The 15,676-nt window shown below is 72.8% G+C and carries 13 protein-coding genes and 1 pseudogene; 6 read left to right on the forward strand and 8 right to left on the reverse strand.

All coding sequences use genetic code 11. From position 1 onward, the window contains the following. Nucleotides 1–769: 769 nt before the first annotated feature. Nucleotides 770–1,063: pseudogene (locus tag ACFXAZ_RS04740) on the forward strand (class I tRNA ligase family protein); the annotation flags it as partial. Here the strand turns inward: ACFXAZ_RS04740 and ACFXAZ_RS04745 are convergent. Further along, nucleotides 1,041–1,553 carry a hypothetical protein gene (locus ACFXAZ_RS04745; RefSeq protein WP_384585371.1) on the reverse strand — a complete coding sequence of 171 codons (513 nt, stop codon included), beginning with the start codon at nucleotides 1,551–1,553 and terminating at the stop codon, nucleotides 1,041–1,043. The pseudogene ACFXAZ_RS04740 and the gene ACFXAZ_RS04745 overlap by 23 nt on opposite strands. On the opposite strand from ACFXAZ_RS04745, the gene ACFXAZ_RS04750 reads away from it, so the two are divergent. Continuing rightward, complete coding sequence (locus ACFXAZ_RS04750; protein ID WP_384585065.1) at nucleotides 1,513–2,694, forward strand: GNAT family N-acetyltransferase; 1,182 nt, start codon at nucleotides 1,513–1,515, stop codon at nucleotides 2,692–2,694. The two genes, ACFXAZ_RS04745 and ACFXAZ_RS04750, sit on opposite strands and share 41 nt — an antisense overlap. 258 nt (nucleotides 2,695–2,952) lie before the next feature. Beyond that, a complete protein-coding gene (locus ACFXAZ_RS04755; protein WP_384585068.1) occupies nucleotides 2,953–3,423 on the forward strand; it encodes a potassium channel family protein in 471 nt (156 codons plus the stop codon). 50 nt (nucleotides 3,424–3,473) lie between these two features. Here ACFXAZ_RS04755 and ACFXAZ_RS04760 read toward each other — a convergent pair whose 3' ends face one another. Both ACFXAZ_RS04760 and ACFXAZ_RS04765 read right to left on the reverse strand, forming a co-directional pair. Then, on the reverse strand, nucleotides 3,474–5,726 hold the full coding sequence (locus tag ACFXAZ_RS04760; protein ID WP_384585070.1) for a hypothetical protein: 2,253 nt from the start codon (nucleotides 5,724–5,726) through the stop codon (nucleotides 3,474–3,476). Between the two features lie 188 nt (nucleotides 5,727–5,914). Further along, nucleotides 5,915–6,871 (reverse strand): erythromycin esterase family protein, encoded by a 957-nt coding sequence (locus tag ACFXAZ_RS04765; protein WP_384585073.1) that lies wholly within the window; start codon nucleotides 6,869–6,871, stop codon nucleotides 5,915–5,917. Nucleotides 6,872–7,087: 216 nt separating this feature from the next. Here ACFXAZ_RS04765 and ACFXAZ_RS04770 point away from each other — a divergent pair, with 216 nt between their 5' ends. Next, on the forward strand, nucleotides 7,088–7,663 hold the full coding sequence (locus ACFXAZ_RS04770; RefSeq protein WP_384585075.1) for a hypothetical protein: 576 nt from the start codon (nucleotides 7,088–7,090) through the stop codon (nucleotides 7,661–7,663). Between the two features lie 40 nt (nucleotides 7,664–7,703). On the opposite strand, the gene ACFXAZ_RS04775 is transcribed toward ACFXAZ_RS04770, so the two are convergent. The 5 genes from ACFXAZ_RS04775 to ACFXAZ_RS04795 form a co-directional block, all read right to left on the reverse strand. Next, the gene (locus tag ACFXAZ_RS04775; protein ID WP_384585078.1) at nucleotides 7,704–8,306 is read right to left on the reverse strand and encodes a hypothetical protein; all 603 of its coding nucleotides are present in this window, start codon (nucleotides 8,304–8,306) and stop codon (nucleotides 7,704–7,706) included. Continuing rightward, nucleotides 8,303–9,784 carry an ATP-binding protein gene (locus ACFXAZ_RS04780; protein WP_384585080.1) on the reverse strand — a complete coding sequence of 494 codons (1,482 nt, stop codon included), beginning with the start codon at nucleotides 9,782–9,784 and terminating at the stop codon, nucleotides 8,303–8,305. The genes ACFXAZ_RS04775 and ACFXAZ_RS04780 overlap by 4 nt, the downstream gene beginning before the upstream one ends. A gap of 5 nt (nucleotides 9,785–9,789) precedes the next feature. Further along, entirely contained in the window at nucleotides 9,790–10,473 is a 684-nt protein-coding gene (locus tag ACFXAZ_RS04785; protein ID WP_384585084.1) for a response regulator, read from the reverse strand. A 90-nt stretch (nucleotides 10,474–10,563) separates the two neighbouring features. After that, nucleotides 10,564–12,207, reverse strand: a complete 1,644-nt coding sequence (murJ, locus tag ACFXAZ_RS04790; protein ID WP_384585374.1) for a murein biosynthesis integral membrane protein MurJ — start codon at nucleotides 12,205–12,207, stop codon at nucleotides 10,564–10,566. 149 nt (nucleotides 12,208–12,356) lie between these two features. Further along, on the reverse strand, nucleotides 12,357–13,577 hold the full coding sequence (locus ACFXAZ_RS04795) for a lipid II:glycine glycyltransferase FemX (protein WP_384585087.1): 1,221 nt from the start codon (nucleotides 13,575–13,577) through the stop codon (nucleotides 12,357–12,359). 389 nt (nucleotides 13,578–13,966) lie between these two features. Here ACFXAZ_RS04795 and ACFXAZ_RS04800 point away from each other — a divergent pair, with 389 nt between their 5' ends. Beyond that, nucleotides 13,967–15,130, forward strand: a complete 1,164-nt coding sequence (locus ACFXAZ_RS04800; RefSeq protein ID WP_384585090.1) for an Ig-like domain-containing protein — start codon at nucleotides 13,967–13,969, stop codon at nucleotides 15,128–15,130. A 149-nt stretch (nucleotides 15,131–15,279) separates the two neighbouring features. Continuing rightward, nucleotides 15,280–15,660 carry a membrane protein insertion efficiency factor YidD gene (yidD, locus tag ACFXAZ_RS04805; RefSeq protein ID WP_384585093.1) on the forward strand — a complete coding sequence of 127 codons (381 nt, stop codon included), beginning with the start codon at nucleotides 15,280–15,282 and terminating at the stop codon, nucleotides 15,658–15,660. Nucleotides 15,661–15,676: the final 16 nt, after the last annotated feature.

Consider the following 15,676-nt stretch of genomic DNA (forward strand, 5'->3'; position numbering starts at 1 on the left):
GGGGGGGGGGGGGGGTGGGGGGCGGCGGCGGGGGGCATCAAGCCGGGGTCCACGGCCGCGGCACTGCGGGGCGCAAGGCGCCGGGCACGAGGCGGAGGACACCGACCCCGTGCCCGGTCCCGGCGACGGACCCAGCGTGCCGGACACCGGCGGCCCTCGGCATCCGTCGGTCCATCCGTCATTTCCGGGCGCTCGGGCGGGCGGCACAGGTCGTTCCGTGTCCGGGCCCGGCCGTGGAACGACCGATCCGGTGACGGATTCGTCCCTCCTCCCCGCCCGCGCAGACTGGCGCCATGTTCGAGGCCCGGCCAACAAGCCCGGCCCGCCCGTCCGGCCGAGAAGGAGCGATCAAGTGACTGGTGAGGTCATCACCGACGCCGAGCAGCGGGTCGATCACCTGTCCGCGTACGGCCGCGCCCTGAACCTCGTCCAGGCCGACACCCTGGACCGGTACCTCCGCGGCCGGGGCCTGACGACCCACCGGATCACAGGCGGGCGCGACAACCCGCTCCCCGCCGCACAGCAGGGCATCGGCCCCGCGGCGCACCGCGCCACCACGGCGCACGGGTCCCGCGCACGGGCGGACCTCCTCGACGCCCCCTCCATGACCGCACTGGTACGGGAGTACGGAACCGCGCCCGTACGGTGGTGGCTGCTCAGCGAGGGCCCGGCGGAACCGGACGCCACTTTCACGGTGCCGCGGATGCTCCGCCGCGCCGATGAGGACCTGACGCACGGCGTCGGAAACCTGGTCCAGCGGGTCACCGGCATGGTGCACCGCTTTCGCGGGGGTACGGTTCCGGCCGCGCGGGCGTCCACCGACGCCGACCGTGAACTCCTGGACCAACTCGCCGCCACGCGCGCGCAAGTGGGCGCCGCCCTGGAGTCGTACCGCTTCCGGCGGGCCGCTTCGGCGCTGACCACCTACGTCGGCACCTGCAACCGCTACGTCGAGTCCGCCGCGCCCTGGACCCTGGCCAAAGCGCAACGGCGGGGCGACGAGGCGGCGGGGCGCGACCTGGACCGGGTACTCGCCACCCTCATGACCGCCCTGCACGGCCTGGCCCCCTTATGGGCGATCTTCCTGCCGGAGTCCGGGCGGCGCATGGGCGAGCTGTGCGGGCCGCCCGGCACCGTACTGCCCCTTCCGCAGCCGCTCTTTCCCGCGTACGAGAACCGGGCGCCCGGATCCAAGGCCCCGGCTTCCGGGCGCAGGGGCCGGCTGGCCGGGTACAAGGGCCGGGCCTCCGTGCGCCAAGGCCGGACCTCCGTGCGCCAAGGCCGGACCTCCGGAGCCAAGGGCCGGGAGCCCAGGCACAAGACCCCCGCCGCCAAACCCAGTACCCCGGCCTCCACAGCCAAGACCTCGGCCTCCACAGCCAAGACCTCGGCCTCCAAACCCAAGGACGTGGCTGCCGAGCCCAAGGACGCCAAGGACGTGGGGTCCGGGCCCAAGGACGTGGCGGCAGCACCCCGGACCCCAGCCACCGCCGCCTCCCACGGGGGCACGTCATGACCACCCGCACGGCACGGCACACCAGCGCCCCGAACATCTCGGACCTGTCGCCGCTCTGGCGCACCCTCGCCAAGGGCCTGTACTCCAGCCCCGAGTGGCTCGCGTCCTACGAGCGGCCGGGAATCGACCGTACCTACACGTTGGTCACGGGCACCGGCGGCCCGAGACTGGGCGTGGTGGGGGAGCTGACCGCACGCGGACACCCCATCGTCGACAACCCGGCCCGGCTGCTGCACATGGACCCCGTCGACCTCTCGCCCTACCTGGGATCCGGCGAGCGGCAGCGGCTCGACCGGGCCCGCGCCGAGTCCGCCCGATCGTGGACGCCGGACCTCCCCGGCGTGGTGAGCGCGCTGCCCGGCGGCTTTCTGCCCGGTGTGCTGCGCGCCGACCCCGACGACTTCGCGCTGGCGGAGGAGGCCGTCACCCTGCTGGAGCACCAGGCCCACGAGGCGGGGGCGCACTCCACCGCGCTGGCCCATGTGCCCGAGACCGACCGGACCCTCCGAGACGTGCTGGCCCGCCGCGGGTACTCCTCCTTCACCTGCGTCGCCGAGTGCGTACTGCGCACGCCCTGGCGGTCGTTCGAGGCCTATCTCGGCGCGATGACCGAACGCAGGCGCAGCCGGGTCCGCCGCGAACTGCACGACTTCGCCGAGAGCGGCGCCGCCCTCGTGCCCGTCGACCCCCAGACCCTCGGCGACCGGCACGCCCTGCTGCACCAGGCACACAGGGCGAGGTACGGACACACGGTCACCCTGCCAGGGGCCCGGCGCATCCTGGCCGAGACCCTCCGCCATCTGGGCGGCTCCGTACGCCTGCTGGAGGTGCGGGCGCGTGGCCGCCTCGTCGCCTTCCTCCTGTACCACGAGTCGGACGGCCTCCTGTACCCCAAGCTGTTCGGCCTGTCCGACGACGTGGACGCCGTCGCGCCCTTCGCCCTCTCCCGCCTGTGCTACTACGCCATGGTCGAACGGGCCGTCGCCCGGGGGCTGCACGGCATCGTGCTGGGCCCGGAGGCCTACGGTGCCAAGGCCCGGCACGGCTGCGGGTACGAACAGCGCCTGTGCCATGTCAAGTTCCACCACCGGCCGCGCCGGGTCACCGACGAGATGGCGCGACTGCTCGACACGGCCTACCGCCGAAGGCTGAACTCCCAGCCGTGGTGCCCACTGTGACGGGCCGCCGGTCGTCATCCATCAGCTCTCGGGCGCAGCGGATCCACCGGGGAGGAACCGCCGCCGCGGGCATCCTGTTCCCGGGGACGCCCGCCCAACGGGAGGCGGCGCGCCCGGAGCACCGTGGGCCGGTCCGCGCAGCGGACGCCAAGGAACGAGAGGGAGCACGGATGCCGTATGACATTCGCGCCGTTCGGGTTCGGTGCGGGGCGGCGGGGCGCGTTGCCGCGTCGGCCGGGTGGGGCGCATGATGCGGGGATGTTGCCCGGTTTCCTGGCCCGGGCGGTCGAGCTGCTGCTCGGCCGCCGCGGGCGTTCGCTGCATGTGAAGGCGGCCGGAGCCGCGACGCTCATCCTTGTGATCGTGATGCTGGCGGGCTCCTACGCGGTCGTCGTCGCCGAGCGGGGCGCGCAGGGGGCGCAGTTGACGACGTATCCGAGGGCACTGTGGTGGTCGGTGGAGACCGCGACGACGGTCGGCTACGGGGACTTCTACCCGGTGACGCTGTGGGGGCGGCTGATCGCGGCGCTGGTGATGGTCGTCGGGATCACCGCCTACGGACTGGTCACCGCGGCCCTGGCCACGTGGTTCGTGGGCCGGGACCAGGAGCGCCGGCACCGTGGCGTGCAACGTGCCGAGGAGAGCATGGCGGAGGCGGCCCGAGCGTTGCACGAGCGCTTCGACCGGCTGGAACGGATGCTGGAGGGCAGCGGCGGCCCCAAGCGGTGACCTGGGACCCAAGAGGCCCAGCGGCCTGGATGACCTGATCGGCCCGGGACCTACTCCTCGGGCTCCTCCGCCGGAGGCACGATGTAGTCGTCCCAGGCCGGTGGCGGGATCGTGAAGGTCGCCGCGCAGGTGTACACCTCGCGGAAGAAGGCGGGGTCGGTGAGCGCGTCGTAGTGGCCCTCCTCCTGGAAGTGCCGTTCCGGGAGGATGCCCAGGGCCCGGCGGCCGATGCGCGCGGCCTCCTTGTCGCCGGGGGCACCCAGCTCGCCCGACAGCCGGAAGTCGAACGGCCTGGACGTGCCGTTGAGCCGGAGATAGAGGTCGAACTGGCAGTCGGCGTCGGTCTCGGTGTTGCGCAGGAAGGCGGTGAACCGCCAGCTGCCGTCCTGCCGGCAGACCAGCCGGGCCTCGGAGCAGTAGAGGGGCAGACGGGTGCCGACGGTGCTGTAGACCCAGATCTCCTTGCCCAGGGTGAAGGCCCGTTCGTCGCCGGGCGGGATCTCGCCGTCGGGCAGCGGCACGGTCGCCGGGGGCAGCGTGAACCAGTCGTGCCAGGTGCCGTCCACGTACCAGGCGGCGGTCCGCCTCCCGGATCCGCCGATGCCGAAGACCTCCATGTGATGGTCGTCGCGGGTCAGGGTGGCGAGATGGGCGGGCCCGGCGAAGGGCCGCTCGTCCCTGACCCTGAACCAGTCGTGCCAGTCCTCGGAGTCCCAGTAGTTCCCCCACGTCTGACCGTCCGCGGCGACGACGAAGACCTCCATGTGGTCCTCGTGGCGGGAGACCGTGGCCAGCGGTGACCCGGGTTCGAAGAGCCGGGTCCCGAGCGGGAACCACTCGTGCCAGGTGTGACCGTCCCACCAGTTGCCGCGCACCTGCCTGTCGGTGCCGATGCCGAAGACCTCCAGATGCTCCTCGTGCCGCGACATGCTGCCCAGCGGGGACCCCGGCGGGAAGTCGTACGATCCGATGGGCGTCCACGGTCCCCACTCACCGCCCCACGCGCCGGCGTGCACCCTGCGCTGTCCGTCGACCGCGTAGATCTCCATGTGGTCGTCGTTGCGGGTGAGCGAGACCAGGTGGGCGGCGGCCGGGAAGGTGTGGCCGGGGATCTCGAACCAGCCCTTCCACTCGCCGTTCCACCAGTTGCCCCACACCCGCCCCTCGCCGTCGACGCCCCACACCTCCATGTGGTCGTCATCGCGCGCCAGGGTGGCCAGCGGCGCACCCGGCGGGAAGGTGTGACCCGGCAGCGGGAACCAGCCCTTCCAGTCCCCGTTCCACCAGTTGCCCCACACCTGGCCGTCGCCGTCCACGGCGAAGACCTCCATGTGGTCGTCGTTGCGCGACACCGTGGCGACATGGGCGCCCGGCGAGAACGCGTGCCCGCCCAGCAGGAAGCTCCCCTCCCACGAGCCGTACCACCACCAGGACGTCCACATCCGCCCGGCGGTGTCGACGGCGAAGACCTCCATGTGGTCGGCGATCCGCGCCAGCGTCGCCAGCGGCGCACCCGGGGGGAACGACGCCTCCACGGTGAACGGCGGCGGCACCGTGTACTCGAAGGGCTGCCGGGTGGCCAGCACGGCGCCGATCCGGTCGAGGCTCGCGCGCGCCCAGGTGAAGCCCGCGAGGCTGTCGAGCGACTGGTAGAGCCCGACCGACTCACGGGCGGCCACGACGGCCTGTTCGGGCTCGCCCGCGCTCAGCAGATTCGAGCCCAGGACGACCAGGGCATGCGCCAGCGCGGGAACGTCCCGGGCGGCACGGTGGATACCGGCCTCCTCCGTGCCGGCCTGCGCCGCGTCGTGATGCCGGCCCGCCGTCGAGTAGCGGCGGGCGAGGTTCTGGAGCGCCCAGGCGATCCCGCCGGCCCGGTCCAGCCGCCGGTACCCGGCCGTGCCCTCCAGGGCCGCGCTGATCGCCTCCTCCAGCCGCCCGGCACCTTCGAGGTGCGAGCCCAGGGTGACCAGCGCATGGGCGAGCCCCGGCATGTCCTGGGCCGCCCGCTGGATGCCGACCCGCTCCTGTGTCGCCTCGGCGGCCTCCTGGTACCGGCCCGCCGCCGCACAGCGGTTGGCGGAATTCTCCAGGGCCCAGACGAGCCCGCCGCGGTTGCCCAGCTCGCGATAGAGATCCGCCCCTTCACGCGCCGCGGCGATCGCCTCGTCATGACGGGCGGCCTGCTGAAGTTCGGAGGACAGCACGATCAGGGCGTGGGCGAGACCGGACAGGTCACCGCTCTCCCGACAGACCCGGACCCGCTCCTGAGCCTCCTGCAAGGCACTGCTGGTGGTAGCCACGGCTCCACTCTTCCCCCGCGCGGGCCCCCCACCACCTCCGACGCGAACCGTCGCGAAAAGACGTGGGGAGAGACGACCCGGGTGGGGCACACGCCCCCGCTCCGTCACTCGTACCCCGCGGCCTCGCGGACGCCCGCCCGAAAGGCGCGCGCCAGTTCGGTGTCACGCGCGGCGTCCGAAGGAGCGCTTCAGGAATCGTTCGGCCGGGAGAGTGAGCGGGCCGCGGTGACCTCCTGGGTGTGCACGACGGCGTCGAACCAGTCGGTGAGCGATCCGCCGGCCAGATGGAAGGCGGAGTCGTCGGCGGCGTCATAGAAGGGGCCGATCAGACGGGTCCTGGTCGGGGTGTCGAGCCAGGTCCGTACGGTGGCCGGTGCCTCGGCGCGCAGGTCGAGAAGGTAGCTGCCGGGTCCGGCGGTGCCCAGGACCGTGTCGGCGAAGTCGGCGGGCGGGGCGGGGACCGCGTAGGGAAGCGTGCCGTGATGGAAGGTCAGGCCGATCGAGACGTAGCCCGCGCCGAAATGCTCGCGGAGATGGCTGCCCGCGGTGCGGTGCGGGACGGGCGGGGACGAGGGCGAGCCGGTCCGCGGGCGGCTGTCGGCGGTGTGGCCGAGGCCGCCCCAGTAGACGATCCGGTCCGCGGTCCGCTCCTGCCACCGGATGGTGTCCTCGGCCAGACTCCACTCGATCTCGGCGAGGGTGACCGACGGGGGTACCCGCCCCCGAGGGGCGCGGACCGTCTCGGCGAACCGGACCGGGTCATCGGGGTGCCGGCGGTTGAACGAGCGCATCCAGTGGACGACGTCGAGCATCTCCTCGGTCCGCCAGAAGGACCGGGCGCCGGCCAGCATCGGCCGCGGGTCACCCGCTCCCGTGCCGATGTAGGTGTCGAGGCCGACTCTCGACGCGTCGTCCCCTTCCAGCGCGAGGGTGCGGAACCCCAGTTCCTCGACCAGGAACCGGAGCATCCTGTGCGCGAGGACGGACAGTTCACGGGACTGACGGGTCGCGGCCCCGAGGGCCACCACTTCGGCGTCGCACACGACGTCGGCCAGCGGCCGGAGATCGGTCAACGGGCCTTCGGGGCCGGCGCTGGAGAGGCGATGGGCGTGCTGCCCGATCCACCGGGTCACCGATTCGGGCATGGGCGGACCTCCGTGAACTGCTGGGTCGCAGCGATCGGTTCGGGGACGCGTCCCCGGTCGCGGCCGGCGCCGCTGCGAGCAGCCTCGGACATGAAGCGGGGTTGAGGTCAAGCGGACCCGTACGACGAGGGGTGAATACCCGGGAACCGTCCTACCCCGTGTCATCGGAGGTCTACTGTCGGTGAACGCGACCGCGACAGAGAGGTATGGATTCCTGTGTCATCACCGTGCGACCCCAAGTACGCGCCGGCCGGCGACGTGGGTGCGGCGCTCTTGATGATCGACTCACAGCTCAAGGCCATCTACGACGGCAAGAGCGCGAGCGACCCCGAACAGGACGCGTTGGTGGCCCAGGTCACCGCGTCCATGGGCGCCATCGAGGCGGACGACGTGCTGGACGGCGTCTGTTCGATCATCTACGTGTTCATGAAGTGGCTGCGGCTGGCCCACGAGTCCCAGGACAAGGACGTCATCGAGTACGTGGTGCCCTCCGTCGTCGCCTCGATGACGATGATGCCCCGCAGTGTCCGCCCCGAGGCCATCCCCACCATGGCCGGTCTGCTCGTCGCCGCCGCCACCGGCCTGAGCCCCAGCCTCTGGCGGCGGCAGTACGGCGACTGGACCAAGACCGAGCTGACTCCCCTGGAGGCCACCGCCGTCCTGCTCGCCGAACACATCAACCACCTCACCGACGACCGTGACTTCGCCACCCGCCTGATCACCCAGGCCCTGTCCGACGCCGACGGATACGTCGACGCGGACGACGACGAGATGGACGAGAGCGAGGACTGAGCACCGTGCGGGGCAGGGCGCGGCCCGGCGGCACGGCGACTCACGGCCCCTCACGTCTCAGCGAGGGCCGGACCGACGACGGGATGACATCGACGGCCACATCGCAGGACGTGGCCTCCAGCGTGCCGTCGGTGCCCCTCAGCACCACCTGCGCCCAGCCCCGCCGGTCGTGGCTGTACGACGCCGTGCACACCACCTGCCGCAGGGCGGTGTCGTCGAGCGAGTCGAGGGGGAGGGGCAGCAGGACCGACACCTCGTGCTCACCCCCCACCGCCACCTGCACCGGCTGACCCGGCGGCAACGGGCGCTGTGTACCGCGCAGCCCGTTCGCCCGCTCCTCGGCCGTCGGGCCCTCGAACAGCGACTCGACGGCCTCCGCCACCAGCAGGGGCGGTTTCGGGGGCGGCGCCGCCCACGGCCGTTCCCGGAAGGACGGGATCAGCCCGCCGGTGGGGGACCGGAGGAACACCATGATCCAGTTGTCCGAGGTGAGCACCATGTCGATCACCGCGGGACCGCCCGCCTCGACGGGTTCCGTCGCACTGATGCCGCAGCCGGCGAGCAGGGTCGCGGCGAGGGCCACGGCACCCGCCCGGAGCCGGGTCCGGCGCGCGTCGTGCCGCGTACGGCCGCCCGCGCTCATGTGGGCTCCCCGCCGTCGAGCGGCAGCGTGACCGTGAAGACGGCGCCGGACGCGCCGGGCCGGTTCGCGGCGCGGATGGTGCCGCCGTGCAGCCGTACGTTCTCCTCGGTGATCGCCAGACCCAGGCCGCTGCCCGCCGAACGGGCCCGCGCCGGATCCGCCTTGAAGAAGCGGTCGAAGACGTACGGCAGCGCCTCCGGCCGGATTCCGGGGCCACCGTCGGCGACCTCCGTGACCAGCCGCGGCGTACCGTCCCTCGCCGTGTCCCGGCACAGTGTCACGGTCACCGGGTCCCCGCCGTGCCGCAGCGCGTTGCCGACCAGGTTGGCGATCACCACGTCGAATCGGCGCGGGTCGAGCCGGGCCCGGATGCCGTCCGGGAGATCGGTGCGGACGCGGTCGCTCCAGCGCCGGTTCGCCAGGGTGCGGCGGATGGTCTCGGCGACATCGACCTCGTCGGTGTTCAGCTCGGCGGCCCGCGCGTCGAACCGGGAGATCTCCATCAGATCCTCGACCAGCACCGCCAGCCTCCCCGTCTCCGTGCTGATCAGCCGTACCGCACGGGCCGTGTCCGGGTCGAGCCCGGCCGCCTCCTCGTCCAGCAGCTCGGTGACCGCGAGCATGCCCGCCAGCGGGGTGCGCAGCTCGTGGGAGACGTCGGAGGCGAACCGGCGGGCCCTGGTCTCCGCCTCCCGCAGCTCCGCCACCGACCGCTCCAGCGCCGCCGCCGACTCGTTGAACGTACCCGCGAGATCGGCCAGTTCGTCCCGTCCCTTGACGGGGATCCGGGTGTCCAGCCGTCCGCTGCCCATGTTCACGGCCGCCCAGCGCAGCTCGCGCACCGGGCGCAGCACACTGCGGGCGGCCAGCAGCGCGGGCACCAGCGCGATCGCCAGGCCCGGCAGGGCGCCGTTGCGGGCGGCCGTGACCAGCGCGTCGATCTGCGTCTGCTCCTCGTCCAGCGGCAGTACGGCGTACATCACCAGACCGGTGTCCAGCTCGGTGAACTCGGTGACACTCAGCACCACGGGCATGCCGACGACCAGATACGGCCGTCCGTCCTTGAGGACCCGCTGGAAGCTGCCGTGCGGATTGCTCGACGCCCGGTCGCGCAGCTCGTCGGTGACGACCGTGGACACCGGGCTGGTCCCCGAGGAGACGCGCAGGTTCGTGCCGTACTCGGCGAAGACGTACAAGGTGCGGGGCTTGCCCAGCTTGGCGAGGGTGCGGACGGCCTCCTGGAGTCCGGCCGCGTTGACCGGCACCTGGACCGTGTACTGGCGTATCTGGTCGCGGAACGAGGAGATGGCCGTGTCCTGGGTCGCCTGGAGCACCGAGTTACGGGCCTCGCGGTAGGTGAGGGCGGCGGTGGAGACGGCGCTGACCAGCGCGACCAGGAGGAACGCGAACACCAGACGGGTCCTGAGCCCGAGCCGGGCCCGGCCGGGCCGTCTCCGTCGGCGGGGTACCTCGGGCATGTCCTTCACAGCGGCCCGAAGCGGTAACCGAAGCCGCGCAGTGTCTGGATGTAGCGGGGCGAGCCCGGCAGATCCTCGATCTTGTTGCGCAGCCGCCGCACACAGGCGTCCACCAGGCGCGCGTCCCCGTGATAGCTGTGCTCCCACACATGCTCCAGCAACTGCTGACGGCTGAACACCTGCTCCGGCGCGGCGCTCAGATGCAGCAGCAGCCGCAGTTCCGACGGGGCCAGCGCCAGGGGCCGTCCGGCCTTGGTGACGGTCAGCCCGGCGCGGTCGAGGGTCAGTTCGCCGTGCCGTTCGATCGCGGGGCGCTCGGTGCCGGGTGCGTCGATCCGGCGCAGGACGGCCCGGATGCGCGCCTCGATCACCTCCGTACGGGCCGGTTTGACGATGTAGTCGTCGGCGCCCGCCTCCAGCCCTATGACGACGTCGAAGTCGTCGCCCCGGGCGGTGAGCATGATGATCGGGAGCTGTCCGGCCTCCCGGATCCGGCGGCACACCTCCACGCCGTTGATCCCCGGCAGCATCAGATCCAGCAGCACCAGATCGGGCCGGAAGACGGGGAGCGCGGCGAGTCCCTCCTCGCCCGCGGCCACGGCCGCCACCTCGTGGCCGCGCCTGCGCAGCCCCAGTTCGACCCCCTCGCGGACGGAGGGATCGTCCTCGATGAGCAGTACGCGTGGCACGGTGGCCTTCCTCCTCGGTTCCTCCGCCGGGACGTTCCTGGTTCTCCCGGTACCCCACTGTCTCCCCGGTTCGTCGTCGTCCCGTGGCCTTCAGCCGCGCGCGGGGCGCTTCCTGATCCGGCGCACGGTGCCGCTGAGCGCGGCGTCGAGTTCGGTGAGGCGCAGCGGGCGGGCCAGGGCCACGAAGACCATGCCGACCGCCACCGCTCCCACCACCCCCGCCGCCACCGGCCCGGCCCGCTCGCCGGTCAGTTGCGTGGCCGGCCGGGCCAGGCCCGCGGCGGGCACCGCAGCCACCAGCAGCCGGGTGAGGGTCCCGGCCGACGCCGAGCGCCACAGCGGCTCGCGGCGGTGCCGGGGCCGCCGGGAGTGCCGGCTCCGCTGCCGCGGCACCGGGCCGGGCAGTGGCGGCAGCAGCCGGCGCCGCAGCACCAGCGCGGTCAGCACCCACCCCACCAGCAGCGCGACCGAGTACGCCGCCGCCATCCCGGTCACCACGAGGCGCACCGGCAGCACGACATACGCGGCCACCGCCAGCCCCGCGTTCAGGGCCACGACCACCAGGTTGAGCAGGAAGGGCGTACGGGTGTCGCCGAGCGCGTAGAAGGCACGGGAGAGCACGTACTGACCGGAGAACGCCACCAGGCCCGGCGCGAACGCCATCAGGATGCCCGCCATCAGGGCCACGTCGTCCGGGTCGGTCCGCCCGTACCCGTACACCAGCGTCATCACCGGCTGCGCCACGGCCAGCAGCACACAGGCCGCGGGCACGATCATCGACGCGCTGGTGCGCAGCGCGTACGAGACGTCCCGGCGCACCGCCATCGGGTCGTCGTCGGCGGCGGCCCGGCTCATGCGCGGCAGCAGCGCCGTCATCAGGGAGACGGTGATGATGCCGTGCGGCACCGCCCAGAGCGTGTAGGCGTTGGTGTACGCGCTGAACCCCGCGCCGCCGTCGACGCCCAGCCGGGCCGCGTGCTGTCCGGCCATGGTCGCCAGCCGGGTGACGACCCAGTAGGCGGCCTGGTTGGAGAGCACCAGCAGCACCAGCCAGCCCGCCGCGCGCAGCGGCCGGGTCAGCCCGCTGCCACGCCAGTCGAACCGAGGCCGCCAGGAGAAGCCCGCCCGGCGCAGCGACGGGACGAGCGCGAGGGCCTGCACCGCGATGCCCGCGGTGGTGCCCCAGCCCAGCAGTGCCCGTTCGGCGCCGCTCAGCGAGCCTCCGTCACCGACCGCCAGATACAGGCCGAACACGGCGATGACGACGAGGTTGTTGAGGACGGGCGTCCACATCATCGCGCCGAACCGGCCACGCGCGTTGAGTACCTGGCCGAGCACGGTGAACAGCCCGAGGAAGAGGATCTGCGGCAGGCAGTAGCGGGCGAAGGCGATGGTCAGCTCGGCCTGGGCGCCGTTGTAGCCGGTGTAGAAGGCCATGATCTGAGGGGCCGCGGCGACGGCGGTCCCGGTGATGAGGAGCAGGGCGACCGCGCACACGGTCAGCAGCCGCTGGGTGTACGCGGCCCCGCCGTCCGCGTGCTCCTTCGCGGCCCGTACCAGCTCCGGCACGAACACGGCGTTGAGCGCCCCGCCGAGCAGCAGCATGTAGACGACCGTGGGCAGCGCGTTGGCCACCGCGTAGCCGTCGGCGGTCATCCCGATGCCGAGCGCGGCGGCGACGATCGCCGACCGGGCGAAACCGGTGGCACGCGAGACGATCGACCCGGCGGCCATGAGGACGCCGCTGCGGGCGAGCGATGGGGCCTCGCGCCCGGGAGGGGCGGGCGGCTCGTCCTGCTCGATGTGCCCGGTGTGCTCGTTGCGCTCCGGTCGGCCGACCGTCGAGGCGCGGCCGGCCGTCGACGTGCGGGCGGGGGTCGGGTTCACCGGCGCGCCAGATAGGCCCGGAACGCCCGGTACAGCGCCTGGTTGGCGGTCCCGCCCAACGGTCTCTCCCATTCCCCCAGCGTCTCCACGACGCTCCCCCCGGTGCCGAGCTTCCAGCGCAGAAGCCCGTACGAGCGGTCCGAGGGGTCGAGTGTGGAGGGTACCCCGCGCATGTCGTACACCTGTGCGCCGGATGCCTGGGCGTCCAGCAGCATCCGCCATTGCAGCGCGTTGGACGGGCGCACCTCGCGGCGGTGGTCGGCCGAGGCGCCGGTCTGGTACCAGACGCGCCGCCCGACCGTCACCATGGTGTGCGCGGCGAGGATCTCGCCCCGGTGGCGGGCCAGATACAGCTTCATCCGGCCCGGCTCCTCCGCGTTGAGCGCCGCGTACTGACGCTGGTAGTACGCCAGTGAGCGGCCGAGGCGGAAACCGTCGCGCCGCTCGGTCACCTCCAGCAGCCGGAAGAACTCGGGCAGCTCGGCCGCGCTGCCGACGACGACCTCCACCCCTTCCTTGCGGGCGCGCCGCACATTGCGCCGCCACTCCTGGTTCAGCCCGCTCCACAGCTCCTCGGCACCGCGCCCGGCCAGCGGCACCTGGAAGACATGGCGCGGCTGGGCGTCCGCGTCGCCCCCGTCCTCCCCCTCACCGCTGCCGCAGCGCCGCCATCCCCGGGCGAGCAGCCGGTCGGAGACCGCGGCGCCCAGCGGGTCGACCGCGCAGTCCAGCACATCCGCCAGCCGCCGCCCGGGCCCCGCGGCCGACTTCAGCGTGCGGGCGGGCCAACTGCGGTACGGGGGCGCCGGGCCGATCCGTACGGCGAAGGCGCCCGCCCCGCGCAGCCGGGCCAGCAGCGGATCGAGCCAGGTGTCGATACCGGGGTCGGACCAGTCGGCCACCGGCCCCTCGGGGAGGTAGGCGAAGTAGCGCCGGGTGCCCGGGAACTGGCGCAGCAGGGCCAGCGCCACCCCGGTCAGCCCCGGGGCGCCCGCCGACGGGTTCGGCCCCCAGCCCAGGAGCAGCGGGCGCCAGCCCTGCTTGACCTCGGCCCAGGAGGGGCACTGGAGGAAACCGGCGCCGAGCGCCGCGCCCCGCTCGGAGGCGAGGAACGCCCGGTGCGTGGCGGCGTCGATGGGTTCCAGCCGGACGACGCCCGGACCGCCGCCCGCGGACCGCTCACGCCCGTCCCGATCCGTCACGAGGAGAGCTGACACAGTGTGAGCCGCCTTCCGGTCAAGGTCCCGCGGCCCCGCCGGGCGGCGTGACCGCACAGGATGCTCACAGCGGTCCATGACCGCTCCGCGCGGGGAATGCGACCGGACGATGACCGTTCCCCACCCGTGGCTGTCACATGGCGCTCAGGGCGCTCACCAGCCGTTTTCCGGCCGTAGGGTCAGGAATGTCCCCCGGAACGGCCGAGCTGCGGACGGATGTGCGCAGCCGCAGCCGCCATGACATCCACCCAACCCCTGCTGTTCACCCTCGCCCACGGAGGTATCCGTTGCGCCCCATATCCGCGCCCCGTCCCGTCCGTACATCCGGGCCCCGTCCCGTCCGTACATCCGGGCCCCGTCCCGTCCGTCACCCCGCCACGCGTCTCGCGGTGGCCGCCACCGTGCTCGCCCCGCTGGCCCTGACCGCCTGTTCCGCCGACGGCTCGGGCGCGGGCGGGGACGACAAGCCGGGCCGGCCCGGGGCCGCGGACAAGCCCGTGACCGTGTCGGTGACGCCGACCGGGAACGGGGTCGAGCCCGGTCAGCCGATCCGGGTCACCGCCCAGGGCGGCAGCCTCACCGCCGTCACGGTCGTCGACGGCGACGGCAAGAAGGTCGACGGGAAACTGTCGGAGGCCGACACCGTATGGACGGCGGACCGCAAGGCCGGGTCGGCGGCCACGTACCGGGTCACGGCCGCGACGAAGAGCGCGGCGGGAACGGCGGGCAGCAGCCGGGCGTCGTTCTCCACGGCGAAGGCGGAGCAGCGCAACAAGGTCGAGTTCTGGCCGGGCAAGAACAGCACGGTCGGCATCGGCCAGCCGGTCTCCCTGGTCTTCGACCACCCGATCGGGAACCGGGCCGAGGTGGAGAAGGCGCTGAAGGTCACCACCTCCGACAACACCGAGGGGTCATGGGGCTGGATGAAGCACTACGACGGCCGCGACCGGGTCGACTGGCGGCCCAAGGAGTACTGGAAGGCGGGCACCCGCGTGACCGTCGAGGCCCCGCTGAACGGCATCTCCACCGACACCGACCGCATGTTCACCCGCGACTACGCCACACGCTTCACCATCGGAGCCCAGGAGGTCGTCAAGGTCGACCTGGACAACAAGCGGCTCACGCTTCAGCGCGACGGCGCCACCGTCCGTACGATCCCCGTCTCCGGCGGCACACCCGGCGGCGACAAGCGCTCCTGGGGCGGCACCTCGGTGCTCGTCTCCAAGGAGGGCACCATCAACATGAACTCCGAGACGGTCGGGCTGGGCGACGCCTACAACAAGATGGTCGACTACTCGATGCGGCTCACCTGGTCCGGGATGTACGCCCACGCCGCCCCGTGGAACGCCGCGTACTTCGGCAACCGGAACAAGAGTTCCGGCTGCATCGGCATGAGCACCGCCGAGGCCGCGTCCTTCTACCAGGACATCGAGGTCGGCACCCCCTTCGAGATCACCGGCAAGGACACCAAGGGCATCCCCGCCCAGGGCAACGGCTTCAGCAACTGGAACGAGACCTGGGAGCAGTGGCAGGAGCGCAGCGCGGTGCGGTGAGCGGGCGGAGGGAGGACATCCGTACACCTCGGAGGCGAATGTCAGTACGATCATGGCGTACACCGGACGAGGGGGAAGTGGACATGGCGAGGCGGCGACAGAACCGAGACGACGACAGGGACCGCGGACGCAAGCAGAAGCCCAGCCGAATGGACAAAGCCGAGGCGTGCACGGACAGTTGCAGTGCGGGGCGGGTCTGCTGTCCGGACCTGCTGCTCGCTTCCCTTCTCCTGCTGGTTCTGCCCGGCAGGGGCGGAAGTCCGGCCGCCGGTGCGCACGATCCCTCGGCGCCCCGCCCCGACGGCCGGGTGGCCGGCGCGCTGTACGACGGTGTCCGCCGCTACCGGACCAAGGTCAGCCCCACGCGGCCCGCCTGCTGCCCGTACACGCCGAGTTGCTCCACCTACGCCGTCAAGGCGCTGCACCGGCACGGCGCGTTGCGCGGGGGACGGCTGGTGCTGGGGCGGCTGCTGCGGTGCCGGCCCGGCGTCGCGCGGCGGCGGGGACACCATGACCCCGTACCTGAGTGAGCGAGCCGCGAACTCG

Origin of the sequence: Streptomyces sp. NPDC059477, from assembly GCF_042749375.1 — a bacterium.
Classification (GTDB): domain Bacteria; phylum Actinomycetota; class Actinomycetes; order Streptomycetales; family Streptomycetaceae; genus Streptomyces.